17 protein-coding genes are annotated in these 26,066 nt (G+C 61.3%); 9 read left to right on the forward strand and 8 right to left on the reverse strand.

What is annotated here, in order from left to right; all coding sequences use genetic code 11:
* Positions 1-25: 25 nt before the first annotated feature.
* From EKH80_RS16770 to EKH80_RS16790, 5 genes are all read right to left on the reverse strand, one after another.
* Positions 26-9,871 carry a YDG domain-containing protein gene (locus EKH80_RS16770; RefSeq protein WP_126685938.1) on the reverse strand — a complete coding sequence of 3,282 codons (9,846 nt, stop codon included), beginning with the start codon at positions 9,869-9,871 and terminating at the stop codon, positions 26-28.
* 506 nt (positions 9,872-10,377) lie between these two features.
* Positions 10,378-11,073 carry a response regulator transcription factor gene (locus tag EKH80_RS16775; protein WP_158628863.1) on the reverse strand — a complete coding sequence of 232 codons (696 nt, stop codon included), beginning with the start codon at positions 11,071-11,073 and terminating at the stop codon, positions 10,378-10,380.
* A 265-nt stretch (positions 11,074-11,338) separates the two neighbouring features.
* Positions 11,339-11,929, reverse strand: coding sequence for a DNA-3-methyladenine glycosylase (locus EKH80_RS16780; RefSeq protein WP_126685940.1), 591 nt, complete (start codon positions 11,927-11,929; stop codon positions 11,339-11,341).
* 34 nt (positions 11,930-11,963) lie between these two features.
* Positions 11,964-12,452 carry a GNAT family N-acetyltransferase gene (locus EKH80_RS16785; protein ID WP_126685941.1) on the reverse strand — a complete coding sequence of 163 codons (489 nt, stop codon included), beginning with the start codon at positions 12,450-12,452 and terminating at the stop codon, positions 11,964-11,966.
* Positions 12,453-12,455: 3 nt separating this feature from the next.
* Positions 12,456-12,719, reverse strand: coding sequence for a type II toxin-antitoxin system TacA family antitoxin (locus EKH80_RS16790; protein WP_126685942.1), 264 nt, complete (start codon positions 12,717-12,719; stop codon positions 12,456-12,458).
* A gap of 155 nt (positions 12,720-12,874) precedes the next feature.
* Here EKH80_RS16790 and thiM point away from each other — a divergent pair, with 155 nt between their 5' ends.
* Positions 12,875-13,684: a hydroxyethylthiazole kinase gene (gene thiM / locus EKH80_RS16795; protein WP_126685943.1), complete on the forward strand. Its 810-nt coding sequence runs from the start codon at positions 12,875-12,877 to the stop codon at positions 13,682-13,684.
* A 2-nt stretch (positions 13,685-13,686) separates the two neighbouring features.
* Positions 13,687-14,328 carry a thiamine phosphate synthase gene (gene thiE, locus EKH80_RS16800; RefSeq protein ID WP_126685944.1) on the forward strand — a complete coding sequence of 214 codons (642 nt, stop codon included), beginning with the start codon at positions 13,687-13,689 and terminating at the stop codon, positions 14,326-14,328.
* Between the two features lie 7 nt (positions 14,329-14,335).
* Here thiE and EKH80_RS16805 read toward each other — a convergent pair whose 3' ends face one another.
* Together EKH80_RS16805 and EKH80_RS16810 are read right to left on the reverse strand one after the other, a co-directional pair.
* A complete protein-coding gene (locus tag EKH80_RS16805) occupies positions 14,336-15,322 on the reverse strand; it encodes a hypothetical protein (RefSeq protein ID WP_126685945.1) in 987 nt (328 codons plus the stop codon).
* A gap of 370 nt (positions 15,323-15,692) precedes the next feature.
* Positions 15,693-16,364 carry a protein-L-isoaspartate(D-aspartate) O-methyltransferase gene (locus EKH80_RS16810; protein ID WP_126685946.1) on the reverse strand — a complete coding sequence of 224 codons (672 nt, stop codon included), beginning with the start codon at positions 16,362-16,364 and terminating at the stop codon, positions 15,693-15,695.
* 172 nt (positions 16,365-16,536) lie between these two features.
* On the opposite strand from EKH80_RS16810, the gene EKH80_RS16815 reads away from it, so the two are divergent.
* The 7 genes from EKH80_RS16815 (at position 16,537) to EKH80_RS16845 (ending at position 24,606) form a co-directional block, all read left to right on the forward strand.
* The gene (locus tag EKH80_RS16815; RefSeq protein WP_126685947.1) at positions 16,537-16,776 is read left to right on the forward strand and encodes a hypothetical protein; all 240 of its coding nucleotides are present in this window, start codon (positions 16,537-16,539) and stop codon (positions 16,774-16,776) included.
* An 806-nt stretch (positions 16,777-17,582) separates the two neighbouring features.
* Positions 17,583-18,674, forward strand: coding sequence for an MraY family glycosyltransferase (locus EKH80_RS16820; RefSeq protein ID WP_230473760.1), 1,092 nt, complete (start codon positions 17,583-17,585; stop codon positions 18,672-18,674).
* Positions 18,675-18,728: 54 nt separating this feature from the next.
* The gene (locus EKH80_RS16825; RefSeq protein WP_158628864.1) at positions 18,729-19,655 is read left to right on the forward strand and encodes a glycosyltransferase family 2 protein; all 927 of its coding nucleotides are present in this window, start codon (positions 18,729-18,731) and stop codon (positions 19,653-19,655) included.
* Positions 19,655-20,713: an EpsG family protein gene (locus EKH80_RS16830; RefSeq protein WP_126685949.1), complete on the forward strand. Its 1,059-nt coding sequence runs from the start codon at positions 19,655-19,657 to the stop codon at positions 20,711-20,713. Before EKH80_RS16825 ends, EKH80_RS16830 begins: the two co-directional genes overlap by 1 nt.
* A 35-nt stretch (positions 20,714-20,748) precedes the next feature.
* Positions 20,749-22,188 (forward strand): asparagine synthase-related protein, encoded by a 1,440-nt coding sequence (locus EKH80_RS16835; protein WP_158628865.1) that lies wholly within the window; start codon positions 20,749-20,751, stop codon positions 22,186-22,188.
* Positions 22,185-23,303, forward strand: coding sequence for a right-handed parallel beta-helix repeat-containing protein (locus tag EKH80_RS16840; RefSeq protein WP_158628866.1), 1,119 nt, complete (start codon positions 22,185-22,187; stop codon positions 23,301-23,303). Before EKH80_RS16835 ends, EKH80_RS16840 begins: the two co-directional genes overlap by 4 nt.
* 127 nt (positions 23,304-23,430) lie before the next feature.
* Positions 23,431-24,606 (forward strand): glycosyltransferase family 4 protein, encoded by a 1,176-nt coding sequence (locus tag EKH80_RS16845; RefSeq protein WP_126685952.1) that lies wholly within the window; start codon positions 23,431-23,433, stop codon positions 24,604-24,606.
* A gap of 113 nt (positions 24,607-24,719) precedes the next feature.
* Here the strand turns inward: EKH80_RS16845 and EKH80_RS16850 are convergent, their stop codons facing one another.
* Positions 24,720-26,042 (reverse strand): oligosaccharide flippase family protein, encoded by a 1,323-nt coding sequence (locus EKH80_RS16850; RefSeq protein ID WP_126685953.1) that lies wholly within the window; start codon positions 26,040-26,042, stop codon positions 24,720-24,722.
* Positions 26,043-26,066: the final 24 nt, after the last annotated feature.

The following is a 26,066-nucleotide window of genomic DNA, read 5'->3' on the forward strand; positions in this document are numbered from 1 at the left end:
TGGGACCGCTTGGAGTGGTTTTTCATCATGGCGAGGCATCCGAGGGCAAGCGCACGCCGCCATTCTGGAATTGCAGCGAAAGGCCGGTACGGAAGTCCGAACGCTGACGGTTGCGTTCCAACGGGCGATGCTTCAGCTTCTGGTTGCCGGTGAACACGCCCGTTGCATTGGCATCGCTGGAGCCGTATGGCGTGGCGATGGCAACCGGCTGCAGGCCCCCTTGCAGCTGGGCGATCCAGCTGCCCTGCACGCCGGTGCCATCAAAACCTGCGCTGGTGATATTGGCCGTGGCGGTAGTGACCGGATCGGTGATCAGATAATTCGCCGCATCCGCACCGCTTGCCGCAATGCCGCTGACAGTGACAGTCTTGCCGTTGCCCACGTACGGATCGGCGAAGCTGGCCGAGTTGTCCGCAATGCTCACCTGATCACCTGACAACACGCCGTTGGTGCTGAGCGAAACCACGTCGCCGACCTTGCCGTTGTACACGCGATTGGTTCCGGTGGCCGTAACCGTGATCGGCAGTGGTGTGACATTTGCGACCAGGCCGGCCGGCTGCACCAGGATGTAATTGCCGGCATCGCCGCCGCCAAGGGTCATCGCGGTGGCGATGGCCTTGCCGTTGCCGACGTTCTTGTCGCCGAACAGGCCGGTGCTGTCGTTACCAAGCACTACGTTGTCGTTACCGAACACACCGCTCAAGCTGGAACCGCTCAGCGCATCGACGCGAGTACCGTCATAGACGCGGTTGGTGGTGGTCGTGCCGATCACCGTCAACGTAGCCGGCGTGATGGTCACCCAGTCGATGCCGCCGGCCAGGGTGTAGTTGCCGGCCAGACCCGTGCCATTGCCCAGCACCAGCGAACCGGTATTGGCGAACCCACGCTGCGAACCCACGTTCTTGCTGGTGAGCACACCCGAACCGCTGAGATTCACCGTCTCGCCGTTCACGCCGGCAAGCACGCCGTTGTTGCCGAACAAGCTGGCAATCGCACCGGTAGTGCCGTCATACACACGCGTGCCGGAAAGGCTGAGCACATACGGATTGATGGCCGCACTGCTGCTGGCGGTGGAGTTGAAGCTGTAATCGCCCGCATCGGCACCGCTTGCGGTAATGCCGGTGACGGCGATCGCAACATGGCTGCCCGCGTTGGGTGAACTGAAGTTGGCGGCACTGTCGCTGAAAGTCACGCTATCACCGGCCAGCACACTGGTGCTGCCCAACGTGACGCCAGCGGTGGTGTTGCCGTCATAGGTCTTGTTCTGACCTGTGGCTCCGACCGAGATGGCCAGCGGCGTGACAGTGACCCTGTCGGTCCCGCCTACCAGCGTGTAATTGCTGGCCAGGCCGCTGCCATTGCTCAACACCAGGCTACCGAGGCTGGCGAAGGACTGCGTGCCGGCGTGTTTGCTCGCAAGCACGCCCGAGCCACCGAGGTTCACGGTCTCGCTGCCGACGCCGGTCGAAAGCACACCGTTGCCGCCGAACAAGCCGGCATTCGCATCCGTCATGCCGTCGTACACGCGCGTGCCGATGAGGTTGAGCACGTAGGGCGCGATGTTGGCGCTGATACCGACGGGCTGGGTAAGCGTGTAGTTGCCCGCATCCGTGCCGCTGATGCTCATGCCGGTGCCGACAGCGATGTTGTTGCCTGCATTCGGCGAGGCAAATGTACCGGTGGCGTCATTACCCAAGGACACATTGTCACTACCCAGTACACCCTGCAGCTGCGAACCGCTCAGTAGCGCGGTGGTGTTGCCGTCGTAGGTCTTGTTGGCCGCTGCGGTGCCCGTCACAGTGAGCGTGGCCTTGGTGATCGCCAGCGTATCCGCACCACCGGCCAGCGTGTAATTGCTGGCCAGCGCCGAACCGTTGCCGGTCAGCGACAGGTTATTGAGGTTGAACTGCGACGCCCCCGTATAGGTGCCCACATTCTTGCTGGACACGATGCCCGAACCGCTCAGCGTCAGCGTGTCGCCGTTGATACCACTGAGCACGCCGCCGCCAAACAAGCTGGCATTGGCATCGGTGTTGGCGTCGTACACGCGTGTGCCAGTGAGATTGAGCACATACGGCGTGATATTGGCGGCGATGCCGGCGGGCTGGGTAAGCGTGTAGTTGCCGGCATCCGTGCCGCTGATGCTCATACCGGTTCCGACGGCAATGTTGTTGCCCGCATTCGGTGAGGCAAACGTACCGGTGCTGTCATTGCCCAAAGTGACATTGTCGCTGCCCAGCACGCCCTGCAGCTGCGAACCGCTCAGTTGCGCGGTGGTGTTGCCGTCATAGGTCTTGGTGGCCGCTGCGGTGCCCGTCACCGTGAGCGTGGCCTTGGTGATCGCCAGCGTATCCGTACCACCGGCCAGCGTGTAATTGCTCGCCAGCGCCGAACCGTTGCCGGTCAGCGACAGATTGTTGAGGTTGAACTGCGACGCCCCCGTATAGGTGCCCACATTCTTACTGGACACGATGCCCGAACCGCTCAGCGTCAGCGTGTCGCCGTTGATGCCACTGAGCACGCCGCCGCCAAACAAGCTGGCATTGGCATCGGTATTGGCGTCGTACACGCGTGTGCCGCTGAGGTTGAGTACGTACGGCGTGATGTTGGCTGTGATGGCGGCGGGCTGGGTAAGCGTGTAGTTGCCCGCATCCGTGCCGCTGATGCTCATGCCGGTGCCGACGGCGATGTTGTTGCCCGCATTCGGCGAGGCAAATGTACCGGTGGCGTCATTCCCTAGGGTGACATTGTCGCTGCCCAGCACACCCTGCAGCTGCGAACCGCTCAATTGTGCGGTGGTGTTGCCGTCGTAGGTCTTGTTGGCCGCCGCGGTTCCCGTCACGGTGAGCGTGGCCTTGGTGATCGCCAGCGTATCCGTACCACCGACCAGCGTGTAATTGCTGGCCAGCGCCGAACCGTTACCGGTCAGCGACAGGTTATTGAGGTTGAACTGCGACGCCCCCGTATAGGTGCCCACGTTCTTGCTGGACACGATGCCCGAACCGCTCAGCGTCAGCGTGTCGCCGTTGATACCACTGAGCACGCCACCGCCAAACAAGCTGGCATTGGCATCGGTGTTGGCGTCGTACACGCGCGTGCCAGTGAGATTGAGCACATACGGCGTGATGTTGGCGGTGATGCCGGCGGGCTGGGTGAGCGTGTAGTTGCCCGCATCCGTACCGCCGATGCTCATGCTGGTGCCGACCGCGACCCCGTTGCCCACGTTCTTGCCGGCGAACGTGCCCGTGGAGTCGTTGCCCAGAGTGACGTTGTCGCTGCCCAGTACACCATTCAATACGGAACCGCTCAGCGCTGCAGCGGTAGTGCCGTCGTAAGTCTTGTTGGCGGCGATCGTGCCGGTGACGTTCAGAGCGGCTTTCGTGATCGTCAGGTGGTCGGTGCCGCCGGCCAGCGTGTAATTGCTGGCCAGGCCCGTGCCATTGCTCAAACTGAATGTACCCAGACCGAAGTTCGCACCGGTGTAGGTACCCACGTTTTTGCTCGACACCGCACCCACGCCGCCGAGGTTGACGGTTTCGGTGCCGACACCGGTGGAAATCACCCCGCCGCTGCCGAACAGACTGGCATTGGCATTGCTGGTGGTGTCATACACGCGCGTGCCGGTGAGGTTGAGGATGACGGGCGTGACGTTCGCCGTGGTGGTAGCCGTGGTGTTGCTGAGGGTGTAATTGTTGGCGCTGGCACCGCTCAGGCTGATGCCGCTCACCGTCACCGTCTTGCCGTTGGCGACATTCGGGTCGGCAAAGGTGGCCGAAGTGTCGTTGATGGTGACCTGGTCGCCGGCAAGGGTGCCGGCCAGGGTCACCGCATCGTTTACCGAACCGTTGTAGACGCGGTTGGTGCCGGTGGCCGTCACGGTGATGGCCAGCGGGGTGATGTTGGCGGTGATACCGGCGGGCTGGGTAAGGGTGTAGTTGCCGGCATCCGTACCGCTGACGGTCATGCCGGTGCTGACCGCGATCCCGTTGCCCACGTTCTTGGTGGCGAAGGTGCCGGCGGTGTCATTGCCCAGCGTGACGTTGTCGCTACCGAGTACGCCATTCAATACGGAACCACTCAACGCAGCGGCGGTAGTGCCGTCGTAAATCTTGTTGGCGGCGACCGTACCGGTGACATTCAGCGCGGCTTTCGTAATCGTCAGCTGATCGGTGCCGCCGGCTAGTGTGTAGTTGCTGGCCAGGCCGGAGCCATTGCTCAAACTGAGCGTGCCGAGACCGAAATTCGCCCCGGTGTAGATGCCCACGTTCTTGCTCGACACCACGCCCACGCCACCAAGATTGACGGTTTCCGAGCCGATCCCGGTGGAAATCACCCCGCTGCCGCCGAACAGGCTGGCATTGGCATCGGTGTTGGCGTCATACACGCGTGTGCCACTGAGGTTGAGAATGCGCGGCGTGATGTTGGCCGTGGTGGTGGTCGAGGTGTTGTTGAGCGTGTAGTTGCTGGCGCTGGTACCACTCAGACTGATGCCGCTCACCGTGACCGTCTTGCCATTGGCGACGTTGGCATCGGCGAAAGTGGCGGATGTATCGTGGATCGTGACCTGGTCGCCGGCCAATGTGCCGGCCAGCGTCACCGCATCGTTCACGGTGCCGTCGTACTGGCGGTTCGCGCCGGTGGCGGTAACCGTGATGGCCAGCGGCGTGATGTTGGCCGTGATGCCTACAGGTTGCTGGACGATGTAGTTGCCGGCGTCCGTACCGCTGACGGTCATGCTGGTGCCGACTGCGATGCCGTTGCCTACATTTTTGGTGGCGAAGGTGCCGGTGGTGTCGTTACCCAGCGTCACGCTATCACCGGAAAACACCCCGTTCAGGGTGGAACCGCTGATGGTTGCCGCCGTGCTGTTGTCGTACACCTTGTTCGCCGCCACCGTGCCGGTCACGGTGAGGGTGGCCGGGGTGATGAGCAGCGTATCGGTGCCGCCGACCAGGGTGTAATTGCTGGCCAGGGCCGTACCCGTGCCGGTCAGCGCCAAGCTGTTGAGATTGAATTGCGACGTCCCCGTGTAGGTGCCCACGTTCTTGCTGGACACGACGCCCGAGCCGCTCAGCGTGAGCTGGTCGCCGTTGAGGCCGGTCAGTACGCCGCTGCTTCCGAACAACGTGGCGCCGCCGCTGGTAGTGGCATCGTAGACACGGGTGCCGGTGAGGTTCAGCACGTACGGCGTGATGACACCGTTGTTACCAGTCGCGCTCGAAGGCAGGATGTAGTTGGAGAGCAGTGTGCCGCTGTTGGCCACGAAATCCGAAACCACCAGCGTGGACTGCACGCCCAGACCGGTGCCTGCATTGGGCGTGGCGTAGTTGGCGGTGGCCGACTGCGGGATCGATGCACCCTGCCCGCTCACGAAGCCGCTCAAGGTGTAGTCGGACGCCGTAAGCGTGGCCGAATTGGTGCCGTCATACACCTTGGTCGGGCTGCCGGTGATCGTCGCGGTGAGCGGACGGGGCGTGATGTTGGCAGTGAAGCCGCCGGGTTGCGTCACTGTGTAGTTGCCGGCCTGCGCACCGCTGAGCGTGAAGCCGCCTATGCTGACGGCGAGGTTGTTGCCGACGTTAGCCGTGCTGAACGTGCCGCCCGCTCCGGACGAGACGAGGGTTACAGTGTCGCCGCCATATACGCCAACCAGCGCGGCGCTACCGGTGTTGAGCGTGTCGCTGGTGGTGCCGTCGTAAACCTTGTTGGTGGCGGCGACGCCGTTGATGGTGAGCGCCTTGGGCGTGATGCTCGCGGTCAGGCCGCTGATCGGCTGCAGCAAATAGTTGGCCGCGGCGCTGCCGGAGATGGAAAAGCCGCTGGCAGTAACCCCGATGCCGTTGCCCACGTTCGATTGCGAGAACGTACCCGAAGTGGAAGTGGCGAGCGCGACATTGCCTACGTCCGAAGCAACTAGACCGGCCAGTCCCGCCGCAGACACGTTGAGCGTGTCGCTGGCGTTGGTGTCGTAGACTTTGTTGGTGGCGTACACGCCCGTTACGTAAAGCGGCGCCTGAGCGATATTGCCTACACCCGATGCCGCGGTAGCCAACGTGTAATTGGACAGCAGCGTGCCACTGTTGGCGGTGTAGTTGTTGGCGGTAAGCGTGCCGTTGATCGCTATATTGCTGCCGGCGTTTGCCGTGGCGTAGTTGTACGATTCTGTCGGCGTAACGGTAGCGCCTTCCCCGCTGACGAAGCCGTTGACCTGGAAGTTGGCCGAGCTCAGCTGGGCGGCCGCACTGCCGTCGTAGACCTTGTTGAGGTTGCCGACCAGGCTCACCGTCAACGGTGCCGGCGTAATGCTCCCGGTGGTGAAAATATACGTGGGGAAGGTGTAGTTGCTGGCGCTGCCGCTGGTGAAGGTGAAGTTCGAGCTGTTCAGCGTGACCTGGAACGGCTGGCTGTTGGCGACGTTCTTGCTCGCGAAATAGCCGGTGATGTTGGCATTGACGAAGGCGCTGTCACCGTTCTTGAATCCGCTCAGCACGAAGTCCTGCGTATAGGTCGTGCCACCACCGCTGGTGGCATTGAGCAAATACGTATTGGTGCCGTCGTAGACCTTGGTAATGGTCTTGTTGAGGGTGGCGACGAGACTGCCGCTCAAGGGGGCCGGCGTAATGGTGCCGAAGCCGCTGGCTAGCGTCGGCAATACATAGTTCGACAGCAAGGTACTGCCGCCTGCGCTGTAATTGCCGCCGCTGAGCGCGGCGGTCACGCCTTCAATGCCCGCGTTGGCCGAAGCGTAGGTGCCGGTGGTTGGAGAATTGACCAGCGAGATGCTGTCGCTCCCGATCAACCCGGACAGGGTGTAGTTACCGGCGCCCAGCGTCGCATTGGTGTTGCCGTCAAAGACCTTGGTGGGATCGTTGACGATCGACACGGTGAGCTGGGCCGGATTGATCGTCCCCGTGCCGGTCACCGTGCTGTTGAAGCTGTAGTTGGAAAGCTTGGAGCCGGCATTGGGCGTGAAATCGGACGGCTGTAGCGTAGCGTGCACGCCGATGTTCGTGCCTGCGTTGCTCGACGCATACACCGCAGGACTTTGCGATACCACCGCGCCTTCGGTGCCGGCAAAGCCGGTGATGCTGAAATTGCTCTGCGTCAGCGTGGCGCCGTTGGTGCCGTCATAGATTTTCGTGGGGCTGCCGTTGAACGAAATGCTCAACGGTCGCGGCGTGATATTTGCGGCCAGCCCGGTCGGCTGCACGATCGTGTAATTGCCTGCCGCCGTACCCATGAGGCTCAAGCCGTTCGCCGCCACGGCGAGATTGTTGCCCACATCCGACTGGCTGAAGGTACCCGTGGCCGTACCGCTAACCACCGAAACATTGTCGCTGCCTACGATACCGTTGATCGTCGCACTACTGAAATTCAAGGTATCGGCGGTCGTGCCGTCGTACACCTTATTGTTCGCGGTTACGCCGCTGAGCGTCAGGGCTTTTGGCGTGATGTTCGCAGTGAGGTTGCCCGGTGTGACCAATTGATAATCGTTGGCCTTGCTGCCGGTCAGCGTAAATCCACTAACGCTCACCGCCACATTGTTGCCGGCATTGGCACTGGCGAATGCGCCGGTGCCGCTGGAGGTATTCAGTGTGACGTTGCTCGAATCCTGCGAGATGACGCCGTAGATGCCTACATTGCTGAGGTTCAAGGTGGCAGCAGCACTACCGTCGTACACCTTGTTATTGGCCAGCAAGCCACTGAGCAGCACCGGCGCCTGGGTGATCGTGCCGGTGCCGGTAGCAAACGTCGGCAAAATGTAGTTGGAAAGAAGGGTGCCCGGGCTGGCGACGAAGTTGGTGATGGAGAAAGTCGCGTTGATCGCCTGCGAACCGGCATCTGCACCCGCATAGGCGACTGAGCTGGGCTGGTTCACTGTAGCGCCCTGCCCCGCCGCGAAACCACTGAGCAGGTAATTGGACGAATTCAGCGTAGCGGTGGTGGTGCCATCGTAAACCTTGGTGGGGTTGCCGATGATCGAGGCCGTCAACTGCGCCTGCAGGATGCTGCCGATATTCGCCGTGGCCGAGCCGGTCAGGCCGTAGCCGTAGACCGGGATACCGGCGGCGTTGGTGATGTTGAATCCGGATATCGCCGCCGGCGTGGTCACCGCGAGGTTCGAGCCGGCGTTCGCCGAAGCGTAGGTGCCGGTTGCGGAAACGATCTTGTCCCCACCAAGCAGGCCGCTGGTGGTGAGGTTAGAGGCAGCGAGCGGCGCGCTGTTGGTGCCGTCATAGGTTTTAGAGACACTGCCTGTAAGGCCTGACACCGTCAGCGTGGGCGCCACGCTGTAAAGGAAGCCATTGCCCGAAGCTGCCGCTGCGGTCTGATAGGGCGCGTTGTACTGGATGAAACCTGGCGTGAGGCCGCCTGCGGTATCCAGTGTGGGGTTGCTGGAATAGATCAACCACGGCGCGGAAGTACCTGTCCTCACTGCGGCGCTGCCGGCATTGTTGACGAAGTTGGCGCCCGTCGCGAGCGTGACGCCCGCACCTCCGGTAATCGACGCACCGTTTGCAAGGGTGAGATTGGCGCCGCTGGCGTCCATCACCACCTTGCCCGCGCCATTGACCGCAGCGTTCACATTGATGCCGTGATACGCCTGCAGAGTCAGCGTCGCATTCGCATTGCTCCAGTTGACCGCGGCATTGACGTTGATATTGCCCGCGCCGGGCGACTGCACGCCGCTGCCGGAGGCAGATGTTGCTGTGGTTGTCTCGGTGACGTTGGTGCCGGCGTTGAGCGTGCTGGAAATCGTCGTCGCAGCCGCGCTGTCGATGGTCAGGTCGGTCGGATCGACCAGCCAGGTGCCCGCCTGTCCACGTGCTGCGGCCGCCGTGATGCGTGCGTTGCCGGCCAGGTTGAAGGTGGCCGCGGACGTTTCGATGGAACCACCGCTACCGCCGTTCGGCGCGCTTGCGTCGAGCGTACCGCCGACATTCACCTGCCCTGCCGTCATGCCACCCAGCAAGGTGATGATGCCGTTATGGCTCTGCACCGTCTGCGCCTGCACGACGCCGGTGTTGTTCACCACGCTGGCGAGCAGGCTGTCTTTGGCTCCTGCCGTCATGATCACGCGGCCGCCGTCGGCAACGATCAGCTGGCGGTTTTCGGCCAGGTTGTCGAGCGTGCTGCGATCCACTTCAAGGTGCACGACCTGGTTGCCGCTGAAAGTGAGCGTCACAGCGCTGCCGCCGCCCATCGCCACGGTGCCGAGCTGCGCAGTGATCACGCCCTGGTTGGAAACGTGGTTGCCGAGCAAGGCGATGTAGCCGCCCTTGGCGGCACTGAGGCTACCGCGGTTGATGACGCTGCCCTTGCCCGATCCGCCGAAGCGGCGATCGCTGGCATCGAGCGTGCTGTCGTCGAAATCCAGCGCGGAAGCCACCAGGCCTCCGACGTTCACCTGGGCGCCCTGCCCGAACAACACCCCGTTCGGATTGATCAGCCATACCTGGCCGTTGGCGTTGAGGTGGCCAAAGATTTCGCTGGGCGTGCTGCTGAAGATGCGATTGATGGCAATCGCGCTGCTGCCCGGCTGCAGGAAGTTCACCGTCTGGTCGGGTGCGATATTGAAGCTCTGCCAGTTGAGCGACAGCGTCTGGCTGTCCTGCCTGATCGTGGTGGTATTGCCCACCTGTTGGATCTGGCCCGAACCGCCGACGATCTGGCCGCCGGCCGGGCCGCCGCTGGCGTGCGCCAGAGCGGTCATGCCCAATGCGGTGGCGAGCAATGACAACGCCGCAAATTTGCGGCCTATCGCATGCATGCGTGAAGCGGAGTACGGAGCGATGACAGCACTGGCATCGGGCGCGACAGCATCCTGCGCACCGAAGCGATTCCGGCACAGACGACGGCTAGGACTCATGGCACTACACCTGATCAAGTTTAGGGATTGGCAGCCTTGTTCACACGTGACGCGGGTCGGTTGCTTGCCCGCGCACTCTCTTCCCAATGACACGCGCAATGCTCCGTTCCGGCTTGAATCAGGCTTTCGGCGTGACCGAAAATCGGCCACAGACGAACGCTGACTCAATGCCAGTTGAGAAAACGCATGGTGTATCGACAGGCGACCCTTGTTTGGCTCGCCCAGACCCCACTGAACGCTCGCGATTCATCCAAAGAATCACGGCATGCAGCTGAGGTCTCCCCCTGTTCCCTAGGCTTTGATGGAAGACTTGCTGCTGAAACGAGACGGTGTACCCAAATCCGCGGACGATTTTTTGCAATGATTATTACGTCGGCCAGCTCTGGCTTATGCGCCATCTCGCAGCATGCGAAATGTAAGTTCTCGGCGCACTTCCCACAATCTCAATAACTTGCCTTTTCTTGCATTTTCTTGCAAGCGCACGTGCGCCTGAGGCGTTGGCCCGCTCAACTCAAGGTCAAGGTGTAACCCACACCACGCACGGCAATCAACGGCAATTCCTCGCCCGCTTTCTTGCTGACCTTTTGCCGCAATCGATGGATCAGCATTTCCAGCCGCGTCGGATCGAAACCTGGAATGGCCGCGGCAAATTCATCGATCAAGGCAGTGCGCGTGGTGGGCTCCGGCGAAGAAACCGCCAGTCGGTTGAGCAGCAGGCGTTCGGGCATCGACAAGGCGATGATCGTGCCATTCGGCGCGAGCAGCCGCCAACCGCCCGCTTCCAGGCGCCAATCGGTGTTTGCCACTTCATAGGACGCCGCATTTCCTACGCGCCGTCTCAGGCTGTGCAGTGACGCAGCCAGTACTTCCACGTCAACCGGCTTGGTCAGGTAGACATCAGCGCCCTCGATCAAGCCCCGCACGCGGTGCGCGGTGGAATCCAGTCCGGACAGCACCACGATGCCAATGTCCGACAGTGCGCGCAGCTGGCTGACAATCTTGAACCCATCCTCGTCGGGCAGTGCAATATCCAGCACCAGCAAACGATAGCGCTCAACCACGATCGAGCGATAAAGCTCCGCCGCAGTACCTACGCCGACCGCGTGGAAACCGAAAGCCTTCAAGCCCGGTACCAGAATTTCATCCCGCAAGCGTACATCGTCGTCTACGACAAGCACGTTGCCCTTCGTACTTTCAACCATGCCTTTCCCCTGCTCCAGGCGCCTTGCCGGCGCCGGCATCGGCTGCGGTTACTGCACCGGCTGCCGATGTCCGTTTGTATGACATATACGGGAGGGTACGCTCCGGGAGTTACAAAAGTCCATGTGCAGACATGCACATGGCATGCCTGAAATCTCTCGCCTGGGTCCAGCGATGAAAACGCCAACGGCTTTTGCGTCTGCATGATGCTGGGATTGCCATCCCAGCCTGTACGCTCAAGCCAGGGCAGTAGCGGCAAATCCTTGCCTACTTCTTCGACACGTACAAGCTTTCGCCTACATACCATCGCCACGGATAATCCATCGCCTTGCTGATCCCGATACGCGTAGTCTGCACAGGCCGCTCCGGCGGCGGCACATCATCATCCACCAGCGCGTACCTATCGCCACTCACCAGATCGACGCCGTTCTGCAGCTTGGTAATACTCATCGCCTGAGTAAGACAGGCCGGCCCATTGCACAGCTGCCGATCATTCTTCGCCAACGGGCGCGCCGCATGCATCAGGTCAAGACCGGCAATCGGCTGCAGCGCACGGATCAGGACCGCATTGCCCACACCTTGCGGCCCGCACACTGCGTTGGCGCACCAGTGCATGCCGTAGGTGAAGTACACATACATATGACCCGGTGCGCCGAACATCACTTCGGTGCGCGGCGTCCTACCCCGATAGGAATGCGCGGCAGGATCGTCGCTGCGATACGCCTCCACCTCCACAATGCGCCCGGCACGGCCATCGTGGCAACGCAGCACTTTGTTCAACAGCTCCGGGGCAACGATCAGAGAGTCGCGGCTGTAGAAAGAGCGTGGGAGTTTCTGCAGTTTCTTAGGGTTGGCCATGCCCGGTAATAATACGGCAGTCGCCAGGAAATATTCACGTAGTCCCTAAGGGTAAATACAGTGCGTGCGAATCTTCCATCGCTTCACGAAAACCGTAGGCTCGATAAAAACGGGCGGCTTTCTCGTGTAAGGCATCCACGAGCAGCACACGAACTCCCAGCTGTTCGCGCAAACCCAAGCATCTAGCCACTGCATGCCCCAACAAATATTCGCCATGCCCCTTCCCCTGCGCACTCACTGAGACTGCCAATCGCCTCATTCGAATAGCTGGCACTGGATACCTGGGCAGACGCTTGCGATCAGCGTCCTGCAAGTCGGTCAACAGCAACTGGGCAGCAGACAGCGTGTAATAACCTACGATACGGGTTGAATCATCGTTGTCCACCAGAACATGCGTGGTGCTGATGCCAGCCCGGTGGTGCTGTACTGCCTGCTGACGCAGATAGACATCCAGACTGGGTTCACCGCAAACGAAACCGTCGCGATCGTGCCGCCTGGGTTGCAACAACTCGACAATGAGCACGATTCAAGCCTGCGAGACGCGGGCGAGTGCCTTCTTCAACTTGGGATTAGGTTGGAAGGGCGCATCCAGTGCCTTGAGAAAGCGTCGGGACTCCTGGGGTGACAAGCTGACAGTCAATTCGGCCGCCATGACGCTTTCAGCTTCACGCAGTATCGCATCGCGCACGAAGACCGACAACGGCACGCCGCGCAGATCGGCAGCGCGGGCGATACGCGCTTTGTCCGCAGGGGTCAAACGCAGATCGAGACGGGCGGCAGCAGCGGTCATAAACGATACTCCTTGTACGGAACAATACCGTACAATGGATATAAAATCAACCACTTGTCCAAAGGCATGATGGCCCGTGCAACCCATGGCCCGGATCAGGTGGCACGCCAATCGAGTAACATCATGCGCGCTTGGTCAAGACCGAAAGCTACATCATGAATTCTTCAGCAATTCGTTCTTACGGCGATTGTCTCGCTCGCGTGCGCCGCCAATCTCCTCTTATCCAATGCATCACCAACTACGTTGCGATGAACTACGCCGCCAATGTGCTACTCGCTGCCGGCGCATCGCCGGCAATGGTTCACGCACCCGAAGAAGCGGCCGAATTTGCCAAGCTGGCCAGCGCCACGACCATCAATATCGGCACGCTTTCAGCGCACTGGCTGGAAGGCATGCATGCCGCAGCCAAGGCGGCTCACGCAAGCGGCAAGCCCTGGGTGCTGGACCCGGTGGCGCATTTCGCCACGGCGTTCCGCCGCAACGCGGTCGAAGAGCTGCTTGCGCTCAAACCCGCGGTGATACGCGGCAATGCGTCGGAAATCATGGCACTGGCGGGTGATGCCAGTTCGGGCCGCGGCGTGGATAGCGCAGACAGCGTTGAGCGTGCGAAAGCATCCGCGCTCATGCTGGCGCAACGGACAGGGGCGGTGGTTGCCGTCACGGGCGTTGTCGATTTCGTCACCGACGGACAGAAAGCCTTACATATTGCCGGAGGCTCCGAGCTAATGCCGAGGGTCACCGCCATGGGCTGCGCCCTGACCTGTCTGGTCGGCGCATTCGTGGCCGTTGCGCCGCAATCGCCACTGGAGGCCACCGTCAGCGCCCTGGCATGTTTCGCCGTGGCGGGGACACAGGCAGCGCAGCAATCGAATGGCCCCGGCTCGTTCGCGTGGCGCTTTATCGACGCGCTGGCGGCGTTGAATGGCGATACGCTGCAAGCACAGGCACGGTTGACTGCGGCGTGACCATGAAAAAGCCATTCGACCTTTCGCTTTATCTGGTGCTGGATCCCGATCTTTGCCGGCAGCATTCGATGGTGGAGACCGCACGCGAAGCGGTGGCCGGCGGCGCGACGATGGTGCAGGTGCGACACAAGCAGGCTTCGACCGCCGAACGCATCGCGCTCGCACGCAGCGTGAAAGAGGCTTTGCTCGGCTCGCCGGCACTGGTGGTCATGAACGACGACATCGAGGCCGCGGTGGCCGCCGAGGTCGATGCCGTGCATATCGGCCAGCGCGACCTGTCCCCTGCCCTGGCCCGCGAGCGCATCGGGCCGGACATGCTGCTCGGCCTCTCCGTCAATTCGGAACACGCGGCGCGAGCGGTCGATCCCAGGATGGTCGATTACGTGGGCGTCGGCCCCGTATTCGCCACGCCGACCAAACCGGATCACGAACAGCCGATCGGTTTCGATGGACTGGCCCGCATCGTGGCCGCGTGCCCCGTTCCCAGCGTCGCCATCGGCGGCCTGAAAAGACAGCACATCGAGGACGTCTTGGCATCAGGCGCCTATGGCGTGGCGGTGGTTTCAGCGATCTGCGGAACGCCCGACCCACGGCAGTCGGCGCTAGAGCTATGGGAGCGGATCGTCGCAGGCCGGCCGGGTTGACCCGCCTTTACTCAGAGCTCTCGCCAAGCTGATAGCCCGGTTCGTCCAGCACAGCCTTGGGCGGATGGCGCATCAGCATTTTAGCGACGAGCAGGCAAAGCCATGTAGCAGCCCCAAGCCAGAGCACAGTCATCACCAACGAAGCACCGGTTGCCCATGTTCTGACGATTTCCAAGCGCAGGATGGATAGAACCCCGGCTCCGCCAAGGGCAATGGCCAGCATGGACACGATGGTCGCCACGGTGGCCAGCACGCTGGCAAACAATGCTCTGGGGACGCGCGCCGACGGCATATTCTCGGGCCATGCCATAAGGGCAGCGATAAAAGCCGGCATGACGAAGATGAGCGATCCGGCGTTGATCCACAAGGATGAAAAGCCCGGATCGATGCCATAAACCTTGCTCGCGGCCATCGTAGCGGGCAGCAGCCACTGCAGCAGCAGCAAGTGCCAGGCCCAAACCAGCAGGACGAAGACCAACACGCTGCGCCAGCGCAGGCTGCCGACCTCGCGTTCGGACCATGGGCGTGCACGAAAAACCCGAAATGCCACCCATAACGGCAACATGATCGTTACGACCGTGACCACCCGGCCGAGCACCCCTCCTACAAACACCAGCCACTGCACCTGCGCCCAACTCGCTCCCGTCATCAGGCCATGCAATAGGGATTGCCAGCCATAGTTGAATGCGGCGGCTAGCAGCGCATGAATGACGGCCACGCTTGCCGCCACATACCAGGGCAAACCAGCCCCGCGCCGCTCCCCCAGCCATTGCGCACCCGCCAGCCCGACCGCTACGGAGAACACCATGCCCACACATAGGCCGGCGATTACCATCTGCAGCGTGCTCAACGCCGCTGGATCGTCCGCCAAGTCCCCGGGCAGCAAGCGGATGACGCTATGCAGGATGACGGCGTCAATGATCAGATTGACCAGAAAGATGGCAAGCGCAACGAGATAGGGGAACGGAACAGACCTGGCCTTGGCGGGACGCATGGAAATCCTTGTCAGAGCGAATACAGACAGGCCGGATCTGCACCGTCTGGCGCAAGAAAAAAAGGATGTCCCCGGCAGGCTTGCCTTATAGATGAGAACTCGGCGCCCGTCCAGCTGGCGCTGTATGGACAAGTGCCTTATGCAATGCACGTGATTTACGACGTGAATTAGTCGTGAAATCATCGGCTGTGGCGCGAGATACCTGACAGCCGCTTGCCGATATGCGATAAATAGCCCCGCCGGGAAGTCAGGCGCCGAGGAGGGGCCCCTCCTCAACATGGATGACCGATGCCCGACCGGGCCGCCGATAAGGCGGCCTGTTTCATTTTGGGGGTTTGATGGGCATCCCCATCCACCGCCCAGCGTCCCATCACAACCCATCCTGGTCACGCGAATCGTTCCAGCCTTGTGCTCCGATCAGCGGCACGAATTGCACCGCGGCCAGTTTCCGTTCTGCATAGTCTTCCTCCCCTATCCGCTCCACGCAAACTAAGTATTGCCGAAAGCGGGACCGACCCACCGGCATCACCAGGCGACCACCGATGGCGAGTTGCTCGCGCCATGCGGGAGGCACATCCGGGCCGCTCGCGGAAGCAATAATCACTTCGTAGGGTGCGCCCCGTGGCCAACCGAGCGTGCCGTCGCCTACATGCACGCATATGTTGCGGTAGCCGAGTTGCTGCAGCACTTCACGTGCACGTTCGGCCAACAGGCGATGGCGTTCGATGCTATCCACGTGTGCAGCTATTTCACCCAATACGGCCGCCGCATAACCGGAACCGGTGCCGACTTCCAACACGCGATCGTGTTTGCCGAGGCAGGCCGCCTCGGCCATCAGCGCGACAATATAGGGCTGGGAAATCGTCTGGCCTTGGCCGATCGGCAGCGGGCCATCCTCATAGGCGGCGTCACGTAACTGCTTCGGCACGAACGCCTCACGCGGCACGCGTTTCATCGCCGCGAGTACGGCCGGATCATGCAAACCACGGCCCGCGATCTGACGCTCCACCATCAGCTGCCGAGCCTGGTCGAAGTCGATCATGGCAATGCGCCGCAATGTTCAACAGGGCTAGCGTGCTTGCCGATGTGTTAGTGGCTTGTCGATATTCCGGCATGGCGACCGCCAGGAAAACTTGACGCGTGCGCAACGCCGTGTGGGTGAGTCTGCAACGACACAAACTCCCTGCCCTGTTTGCAGCGGAAAAACCATCATCATGACCAGCAAAAAGCCACATCGCGACCCCACCACGCCTGCCGAAACCCTGCAGGACCTCGCCAAAGCCAAGCACAAGCATGCTCAACAAACGCCGGCCTGGCCGGGCGCCAGGGAACGGGCCGAGCCGCAGCATGCACACGCCCTGCCTGCCAACGACGCGTCGCCTGGCGACACCGAGAAGACGCCACCCACCAAGTCAGGCCACGGGCGCAGCGACATCAACAAGCGCCACCACTGATCGCCGACGAAACAGCGTTGCATCCAGAGAGTGGGGGTTTCTGTCGAAACGGGCGCCCGCTCACCGCTTCGCCATTGGCGGGTTGGCTTGGCATCCGCGGCATCGTAGGCGGGGATGGCGATACCAGCATCGGTGTGCCACATAAAGAAGCTGGGATTATCATCCCAGCCTACGCGCCAATGCAGACGTCGAGCTCACCCGCTCTCATGCGCCGCGTATCGTCCGCGGCTCGATCATTTCTGCGCTGAAATCATTTCCTCAAATCCTCAGGCATCGTGCTCTATGCCGGAGCAAGACCATGTCGTGCGCTATCAATCTCAACCTTTCAACTGCATGCATCCATTCGATGCAAAACATGAATCAAAAAAACCACGTCGATGCATAACGACATAATGGCGACACGCCAATCAGCATATTTTTCATACTTTTGATCACAGCAGCCCTTATTCATGAATGCTCGCATACATAGCTCATGCCAAACCGGGCCGATGACGAACCCTTCGTCGCTCAATCACGCCTACGCAACAGTACGCAGATTGAATGCGAGCATTCACACGGCAATCACCTTCAAGAGAACTATCGCTATCACAATCTTGAATGAAAATATGCGATATGACGCACGTTTTTTAACGCCACATACACTGCGCAATCCCTAGCATCGTTACTAAGTACTGCTGCGTTATGCAGCGCCCGCGAAGGTGGCAGGGGCCCTCGCGCGACATGTGAACGTCGTGTAGATGGGAGAGTCCATGCAATACCGCATGCTAGTTTCATGTGTCATCGCTGTATTGTCCTCTGCGGCAGCGATGATCCTTCTCTACCACCATGCGGAATCGATCGGGCTGATCGACCGCCCCGACGAGAGGAAGCGCCACGTCGGAAACGTTCCGTTGATTGGTGGCCTTTCGGCATTCTTCGGCGTCATCGTTAGCATGTGCTTCGAAGGGCAGTCCCTGCTATTCACCAACGCACTGCTTGGCACCGGGGCCATCCTGGCGTTGACCGGAGCAATGGATGATCGCTTCGATCTGAGCGTACGCATCCGTCTACTGATTCAGGCGACCGCGGTACTAACCATGGTCTACTGTACCGGTGTGTACATCCACACGCTTGGCCATTTGTTCGGCTACAACCTCGAACTGGGCTCGCTCGGCATTCCCCTGACGCTGATCGCGGTCGTCGGCCTGCTCAATGCCTTCAACATGATGGATGGCATCGACGGTCTCGCCGGCCTGCTGACACTGGTGAGCATCGGCGCCATCAACGTGTTCCAGGGCTTCTCGAATTGGCACAGCGCGATCTTGCTGTTGCTGCTCGCCGCGGCGTTGTTGCCGGACCTCGCCGCCAACTTGGGCCTGATCGGGCGCAAGGTCTTCCTGGGGGATGCAGGCAGCGTGATGATCGGCTACTTCCTGGCCTGGACGCTGATCCAGCTCAGCCAGCAAGCGCAGCCCCAACTGTCGACCGTCGACGTACTTTGGTGCGTTGCCCTGCCTGTGCTGGATACGCTGCAGGTGATGGCACGCCGCATGCGCGAAGGCAAATCGCCGTTCAAACCCGATCGCGGCCATATCCACCACATCATGATGAACGCCGGTTTCAACGCGCATACCACCCTGGTGCTGTTGATTGCTCTGGCGATGTCCCTGGTATTCATGGGTACGCTGACACGCCACCTGGCGCCAGGCAGCAACCTGATGACGTTCGGAGCGATCACGCTCATCTACGTCGCACTGACCGGCCGAGTTTACCGAGCACAGCAGTCACGCAAGGCAGACGCTACCTCGTGGATGACGCCACTGGTACGCAAGCTGCCGCTGCACGCATCGCTATGGATCGGCTATCAAGAAGATGAACATGAACCGCGGCAGGAGAGCACCAAATCGTCCAAGCAATAACCCATTCGCCCGGGCCGCTGCGGTCACTGCGACAACCGATCAGGAGAGAGGAACGTGGCCAATACAGGCCGAACAAACAACGTGCAAGGCACGGATCACCCCCCATCCGCCCGCATTCCCGCAATCCGTCACCTGCATCCGCCCAAGATCGGTGACACGGCTCCCGTCAGCGTGGTGGTGCCATGTTTTCGCTGCGCCCACACCATTGCACACGCGGTGGCGTCCGTGGCCGCGCAGATGTTACCCCCCGCCGAGGTCCTGCTGGTTGAAGACGGCAGCGACGACGGCACGCTGGAGCAACTGCATCGAGTCGCGCATGCCTATCCACCGGGATGGGTCAAGGTTATCGCGATGCCCCTCAACAGCGGGCCGTCGGCGGCACGCAATCGAGGCTGGGAAAGCGCGAGCCAGCCATGGATTGCCTTCCTGGACGCGGATGACATGTGGCATCCGCAGAAGCTGAAGCTGCAGATGGAAGCGCTCGCCAAGGATCCGCAAATCGCACTGATCGCCCACGACATGAATGTGCAGTCGCGTTCCGCACCGGCGCCGGCGCTCAAAACTCCGTTGAAGGTACGCGTCTTTCCGCGCCACCTGATGATGCTGCGCAGCTCCTTTCCGACCGCTTCGATCATGCTGCGCCGCGAACTGCCGTTCCGTTTCGATGAAACGCGCTGGCGCGCGGAAGATTTCATGTTGTGGGCACAGATCCTGCTGTCGGGCTATCGCTGCGCCAAGCTCAACCAGGTGCTGGCCTCCTGGCACAAGCCACCGTTCGGAGCGGGCGGGCTCAGCGGCGATATGGCAGCGATGTATGAAGCCGCAGGAAGTGTACGCAAGGCCCTGCACGAACAGGGCCTGCTTAACGGATGGCAGTGGCGGCTGGGTGAAGCCATGAGCCTGATCCGCTACCTGCGAAGGCGCGTGATCACCTTCAAGCGCCGCCATCAAGGCCTGTTTCTTGCGGGGCGCAACGCCTGATGAACTCCGTCAGCCCCTACATCGCCTACTCCCATAAGTCGAATATCACGACGAATGCTCGGCTCATGCTGAGCATGATGCTGATCGCCGCTGCCTGCCTGTTCGTAGACATCGTGGTCGGTACGCGTGGCATCGACGTGGGCACCGATACCTACGTCTATGCCGGGATCTTCCGCGAATTTCGTGGCGGCGGCCCGGTCGAGACCCGCTTCGAGCCCGGCTTCCTGCTGATGTCGCGCCTGCTCGCCATGACCGGGGCGAGCGTGGAGTTGTATCAGTGCACGCTGTTCGGCCTGCTGCTGATCTTTGCCATGCTGGCGGCACGTCGCTTTTTCGATTACCTGGGCAGCACCCGTGGCTACCTGACCTTTCTCATCGCAAGCCTGGCGTTTCTGCTGATTTCGCCAATGTTCGTCAACGCGTCGATCAACGCCGTGCGACAGGGATTATCGTCGCTGCCGGTGTTCATCGCGTTGCTGGCCTTTCACCAGCGGCAATGGCGCTCGTTCTTCATCTGGGCTGTGATTGCCACCTGCTTTCATTATTCCGCGCTGCTGTATCTCGCTTTTGCGCCATTGCTGCTGTTCAACCCCAAATTCCTGCGCCTGGCAGCCCTCGTCGGCTTCGTGGCCTACTGCACCGGTATCACGATGATCGTAGTGCGGGCCGCCGTGCCGGCACTCTACAACGCGGTGATGGATTACAGCCTCAGCGCCAAATACAAATCGGGAGTGCGCATCGACTTCGCGGTGTTTTCGATCTTCTGGTACCTGCTTCCGTACCTGTTTGCAGGCATCGTGCGCAAGCCGTTCAGCACGCGCCTGAAGGACGGCACAGCGGTGTATCTGGTGATGGTTTTGCCATTCTTCGTCGTGGGCTGGGGCAATTTTTCCAACCGCTACCTGCTTTCGTCGTACCTGGCGATCTCCCTGATGGTGGCCGCCATCCTTTTCCATAGCCGCCTATCCATTCTGCGCAATCCCATCCTGCTGCGCATGGGGCTGGTGATTTCCTGCGCGGTCTTCTACTACTACGTCGTCAACCAGGTCATCGTATGAATGGGGCGCCCGCCGCCGCGGGAACGGTGTCGGAAATGTCCGAGCGTATTCAGATCAATACCTCGCCCTATCAAGGCGATGTGGACTTTTCTCCGCTCGACGGACTCGAACCCAGTCACGCCGCGCTCGACCTGGTATCGATGGCCGACTTGTTACGAAATACGTTCGTCTACCCACCTCACTCCATCTACCGGAACGTAAAGGTCGCCGGCACCGGCTTCGACCCGGCGCAGGACATGCATGACGGCCCGCGCTTCCACTACCCGTTTCAGTCGGCGTTGGCGCCGGAGCGGCCGCCGCTGGGGACCGTCGATGACGATTCACTGCTGCAGAACTTCCATCAGCTGCTGTGCGATTCGGTCGCGCGTACGACTGACGGCATGCGCTCGCCTTGGCTCTTCCAGAGCGGGGGCAAGGATTCCACTTCGATGGCCATCGCACTCGCCGAGGCGCGACCCGACACGACTTGCCTGACCTACCTGGGCGGCATGGAAGAGAATGAAGTGTCCTCGGCGCGCTTCGTTGCGCGGCAACTGGGACTGCGTCACGAAGCGCTGGTATGCGAGCCGGGACGCGCCTACGACCGCTATCTCGCGATGCTGCCCCGGATGCCCTTGCTTACCGCCGATTTCGCCGCACTCTCCTATGCCGACCTGGCGACGGAGGTGAGTCTGCGGCATGGGGACGGCATCATCGACGCCATTGGCGCGGATGAATATTTCGGTACGCCGGTGCACAACAAGGAACGCATCCTTGCGTGGCTGGCGCGCGGCATCCGTCTACCGCAGGCACTGTTTACCTCCAGGCTGGTAAGCCGCAGTTTCAGGCTCTGCTTCATCCTGGCGACCTTGCAGATGAACCGTTTCGAGCGCTACTTCCCCGGCTCACGGTTCAGCGATGCGGAAGTGGATGCCTTGTTCGGCCGGGACATTTCGACGAGCTCGCGGCAGCGCCTGGAAATTTTCCGCTCCGACATCGAAAAAGCGGCTTCCAAAGAAGCCATACGCCGCCTCTCGCTCATCATCGTGGGATCGGCGCATGTGGCCAAGGGTCTGTACACCACCAGTGCGATGTCGCTTCGGCTGGCTCAGCCCTATCTCGACGAGAGCCTGCGCGACTGGGTATTCCATCGTGTTCCCGGCGACCTGCTGATTGGTCCCGGCGGCGTCAACAAGCTGCTGATGCGCAGATATATCGCCCAGCGCTTCGAGGAACTGCCTTACGTGAAGACCAAGGGCTGCTTCCGCTTCGACCTGCGCGGCCTGGCCAGACAGCGCTACGACCAGGTCTACGCTTTTGCCGAACAAACGCGGTCCGTGTTGCCGGGCGCACGGCAATGGCTGCAAACGCATCGCCGCTACCTGGACAACAAGTTTTTTGCGTCGAAGTTCTACCTACTCGCGATCACCCTGCCCTGGCTGCTCAGTCGCAAGCACACTCCCAAGCCCAATCCCCACAACGAATGCCTGTCATGAATGACAAGATTCCCCCCCATCCAATCTTTGCCACGCGCCGCGACTTTTTGCGCTGCAGCCTGCTGGCCCTGCCTCCGCTCGCCCTGCCGGCGGTCTTTCCCCGCACTGCATGGGGATCGGCAGGCACCGTGATCAACGTCCGCGACAAGGGTGCCAAGGGCGACGGCCATCATGATGACACCGATGCCTTCCAGGACGCCGTCGACGCCCTGCCGGGTGGGGGAACGGTCATCGTGCCACCCGGCAATTACATCATCGACGCCATGCGCGCGGTCAATCTTCGCTCCAACATGCTGCTGCAACTGGACCCGAACGCCACCCTTACCGCCATTCCCAACAATTCACCGCGCTCGCACGTCATCAAGGTGTGGAGCGCGAACAACGTGCGCATCGAGGGCGGGCGCATCATCGGCGAGCGCAACAATCATGGCGGCATGGGCGGCGAATGGGGTTATGGACTCAACATCCAGGCATCCAATCAGGTGCACGTCTCCAACATGCACATATCCGAATGCTGGGGCGATGGCATCTGGATAGGTGCGATTGGACCCAACGGCAACCCGGTCGTTTCCAGGGACGTGACCATCGATAACGTGGTCTCCACCAACAACCGGCGCCAGGGCCTTTCGATCGGGCCGGTGGACGGGGTGGTGATCATGAACTCAACCTTCAGCAACAGCAACGGCACCAAGCCCGAATCGGGCATCGACATCGAGCCGCAAGCACAGGGCCTGGCGCGCAACATCACCATCGACCACTGCATCATCAGCGGCAACCACGGCACCGGCATGGAAATTCACTACAACGTGAGCAACGTGACGGTGAAGAACTGCAGTTTTCGCGACAATCTTGGCTACGGGCTGTTGACTGCCGATGCCCCCTCCCAGATCACCATCATCGACAACGTCATGACGGGAAATGGGCTGGTGGGACTGGTGATCGCCGGCCAGTCCAGTCATATCAAGGCGATCGACAACACCCTGCAAGGCAACAGCGCACGCTATGCACGCCGGATTGCGGCCGCCATCGCCTCGCCGAACGCGGCGGCGCAGAAGCGCGAGTTGCGGATTGATCCTGAAACCCGCGATGTCACGGTATCGGGCACAAAATTCTGATTCTTTCCCCGGAGGCCCGAACGCATCGTCTCCTTGCATGCCACGTCGTTACCGCGAATCGCGCATCCCAGGGATTGGCGGCGAAGACGGCATTCCCTTGAAGAAAGACCCAAGCCGGAATCGATCCATGAAATTCATCTTCTTCGCCAACACCGACTGGTATCTGTACAACTTCCGCCTTTCCACCGCTTTGCGGCTGCGCAAGGACGGACATGAAGTGGTCATGCTGTCGCCCCCCGGCGCCTTCGGCGAGCGGTTCGCCACGCATGGATTGCGCTGGGTGCCGCTGCCGATGGATCGGGCCAGCCTCAATCCCCTGCGCGAAGCGGCGACGCTGTATCACCTCGTCGCCATCCTTCGACGGGAACAACCCGATCTCTTGCACAATTTCACGGTGAAATGTGCCGTCTACGGAGCGCTTGCCGCACGCATTGCACGCGTTCCAGCTACTGTCAACGCCGTAGCGGGCATGGGCTATGTGTTTACCAGCGACAGGCTCAAGGCGCGCCTGTTGCGCCCGCTGGTCAAAACCCTGCTACGGGTCACGCTGCACAGCAAACGTTCGCTGCTGGTGCTGCAGAATCCCGACGACGCAACGACATTCGCCGACGCCGGCCTGATCCCACCGGAAAGAATTCGCGTCATCCTCAGCTCCGGCGTCAATACCACACGCTTTCAACCGGCCAAGCACTCGCCCGATCACCGGCATGAACGTCTGCGCGTGCTGCTTGCCGCGCGCCTGCTGTGGGAAAAAGGCATCCAGGAATTCGTCGACGCGGCGGCGCTCCTGCAACGCTGGGGGCGCGACGTGGAATTCGTGCTTGCAGGCACTCCGGACCCCGGCAACCCGCATTCGGTGTCGGCCGAACAGGTACGCAGATGGGTCGATGACGGCCTGGTGCGCTGGCTGGGCCACGTCGACGACATGCCAGGACTGCTTAACGCCGTGCATGTGATGGCGCTGCCCAGCTATTACCGGGAAGGGGTGCCGAAGTCCCTGATCGAAGGAGCCGCATGCGGACTGGCGCTGATCACCACGGATCGCCCCGGCTGCCGCGAAGTGGTTACCAAGGACGGCTTCGATGGCCTGCGCGTGGACGTTCGTAATGCGCGCGCACTGGCGAGGTGCATTGTGCAGCTGGACGACGATCGCGAATTGCTCGCTCAACTTGGCTTGCGGGCGCGGCAGAAGGCACTGCGGGATTTTGACGAGCGGATCGTGATCCAGAAGACCGTTGAGGTGTATGAGGAGCTATTGAACCCGAGGACGGTGGATGCATCGGTGCTTCGACCCACCCATTGATATTTTGGCATTCGACGCATGACGCGTAGGCTGGAATGACAATCCCGGCATCTCGCGGTGGCGTGCATGGCAATGCTGGGTTTCGCAACCCAGCCTACGATTTCCATCCCGGCCTACGCCGCCCTACGGACATGGAAATGCCGCATGCCCAGGTACATCATCAGCAGCAGCGAAGCTTCGCCGATCACGGTGGCGGCCGCCGCACCCATGACATGATAGGTGGGAATCAGCATCGCGTTGAACGCGATGGCGATGACGGCGCTCGCCCCCATCGCAAGCACGCGATAGCGCATGTGCTTCTCGTTGAGCAAGGCTGAGCTCATGGCGGTGGAAAGAAAGCGCAGTGGCACGCATACCGCCAGCACTGCCAGCACCTTCACTACCGGCCGGAATTTCTCGCCGAAGACGATCGGCACCAGCCATGGCGCCACAGTGATCAGCACCGCCCCCACGACTATGCCTGATGCCAGCATGGCGAAATTGCCAAGCCGATAGGCCGACCAGAATTTTTTCGGATCGTGCGCCGCCCATCGATGCAGTTTCGACAGCAGGAATTTCTGGTAGATGGTGGCGGGAATCAGGTAGATCGCCATCATCACGCCCAGCGCAATACCGAAGATACCGGCCTGCGCGTTGCCGTTCAGGTATTTCAGCAACACCGTGCTGATCTGAAAGAAGATCGGATAGAGCGTTGCCTCCATTCCGTAAGCCCATGCCTGCGACCACAGGTGCGCAACGCTGGGCGATTCGTCCCCGCTCAAGTCGGCCGGTCGCGGCCCGTGGCCACGCAGCCGGATTCCGCCCCGCATCATTGCACGCAGCTGCGGTAACGCAAGCATGGCAAGCAGCAGCGAAATGAGACTGAACCCGACGGCTGCGGCGCGGCTGTCCAGGGCAGGCATCAGCATCAACAACGCAGCCACCAGCATGCGACTGCCCGGCGTCGCCAACTGCCATAGTGCGAGCGCATAGTGGCGCTCTTCCAGCCGTAGCTGGCTGCTGATCAGGCTGCTCGCCAGAATGCCCAGCACCACTGGCAGCAGCAGCAGCAGAATCGGCTGCGCGTCCGGCGTCGCGCCGAGGTAGGCCCATGCCACGACCAGACTCAGCGCCAGCAACGTGCTGCCGGTGATGAAACGCAGCGAAGGACCCAGCCAGCGATTTGCCCGCCAGCCCTCTACGCCGTACAACCGTAGCCAGTACGGTGGCAGGCCAAAGGCGGCCAGCGGCGCGGCCATGCTGAGGGTGGCCAGCGAGGAGGCGAACAGGCCAAACTCCGCCGGACCCAGCTTGCGGGCCAGCAATGCCTGGGTGAAAAAGGCCATCACGGCGCCCGCTGCCGTGGCGACCCACAGCACGGAAATGGGGCCGAGCGCCTGCCTCCAGCTTTGGGGTAGGCGACCCACGAGGGAAATGTCGGAGGGGGATGAGTTCACCAAATGAGCATCCAAGCAAACGCG

Source organism: Dyella choica (assembly GCF_003977665.1).
Classification (GTDB): Bacteria; Pseudomonadota; Gammaproteobacteria; order Xanthomonadales; family Rhodanobacteraceae; genus Dyella_B; species Dyella_B choica.

Coding starts and splice junctions, on each gene's coding strand:
- EKH80_RS16770 (WP_126685938.1), bottom strand. CDS start 9,871: ATGAGTCCTAGCCGTCGTCTGTGCCGGAATCGCTTCGGTGCGCAGGAT.
- EKH80_RS16775 (WP_158628863.1), bottom strand. CDS start 11,073: ATGGTTGAAAGTACGAAGGGCAACGTGCTTGTCGTAGACGACGATGTA.
- EKH80_RS16780 (WP_126685940.1), bottom strand. CDS start 11,929: ATGGCCAACCCTAAGAAACTGCAGAAACTCCCACGCTCTTTCTACAGC.
- EKH80_RS16790 (WP_126685942.1), bottom strand. CDS start 12,719: ATGACCGCTGCTGCCGCCCGTCTCGATCTGCGTTTGACCCCTGCGGAC.
- thiM (WP_126685943.1), top strand. CDS start 12,875: ATGAATTCTTCAGCAATTCGTTCTTACGGCGATTGTCTCGCTCGCGTG.
- thiE (WP_126685944.1), top strand. CDS start 13,687: ATGAAAAAGCCATTCGACCTTTCGCTTTATCTGGTGCTGGATCCCGAT.
- EKH80_RS16805 (WP_126685945.1), bottom strand. CDS start 15,322: ATGCGTCCCGCCAAGGCCAGGTCTGTTCCGTTCCCCTATCTCGTTGCG.
- EKH80_RS16810 (WP_126685946.1), bottom strand. CDS start 16,364: ATGATCGACTTCGACCAGGCTCGGCAGCTGATGGTGGAGCGTCAGATC.
- EKH80_RS16815 (WP_126685947.1), top strand. CDS start 16,537: ATGACCAGCAAAAAGCCACATCGCGACCCCACCACGCCTGCCGAAACC.
- EKH80_RS16820 (WP_230473760.1), top strand. CDS start 17,583: ATGATCCTTCTCTACCACCATGCGGAATCGATCGGGCTGATCGACCGC.
- EKH80_RS16830 (WP_126685949.1), top strand. CDS start 19,655: ATGAACTCCGTCAGCCCCTACATCGCCTACTCCCATAAGTCGAATATC.
- EKH80_RS16835 (WP_158628865.1), top strand. CDS start 20,749: ATGTCCGAGCGTATTCAGATCAATACCTCGCCCTATCAAGGCGATGTG.
- EKH80_RS16840 (WP_158628866.1), top strand. CDS start 22,185: ATGAATGACAAGATTCCCCCCCATCCAATCTTTGCCACGCGCCGCGAC.
- EKH80_RS16845 (WP_126685952.1), top strand. CDS start 23,431: ATGAAATTCATCTTCTTCGCCAACACCGACTGGTATCTGTACAACTTC.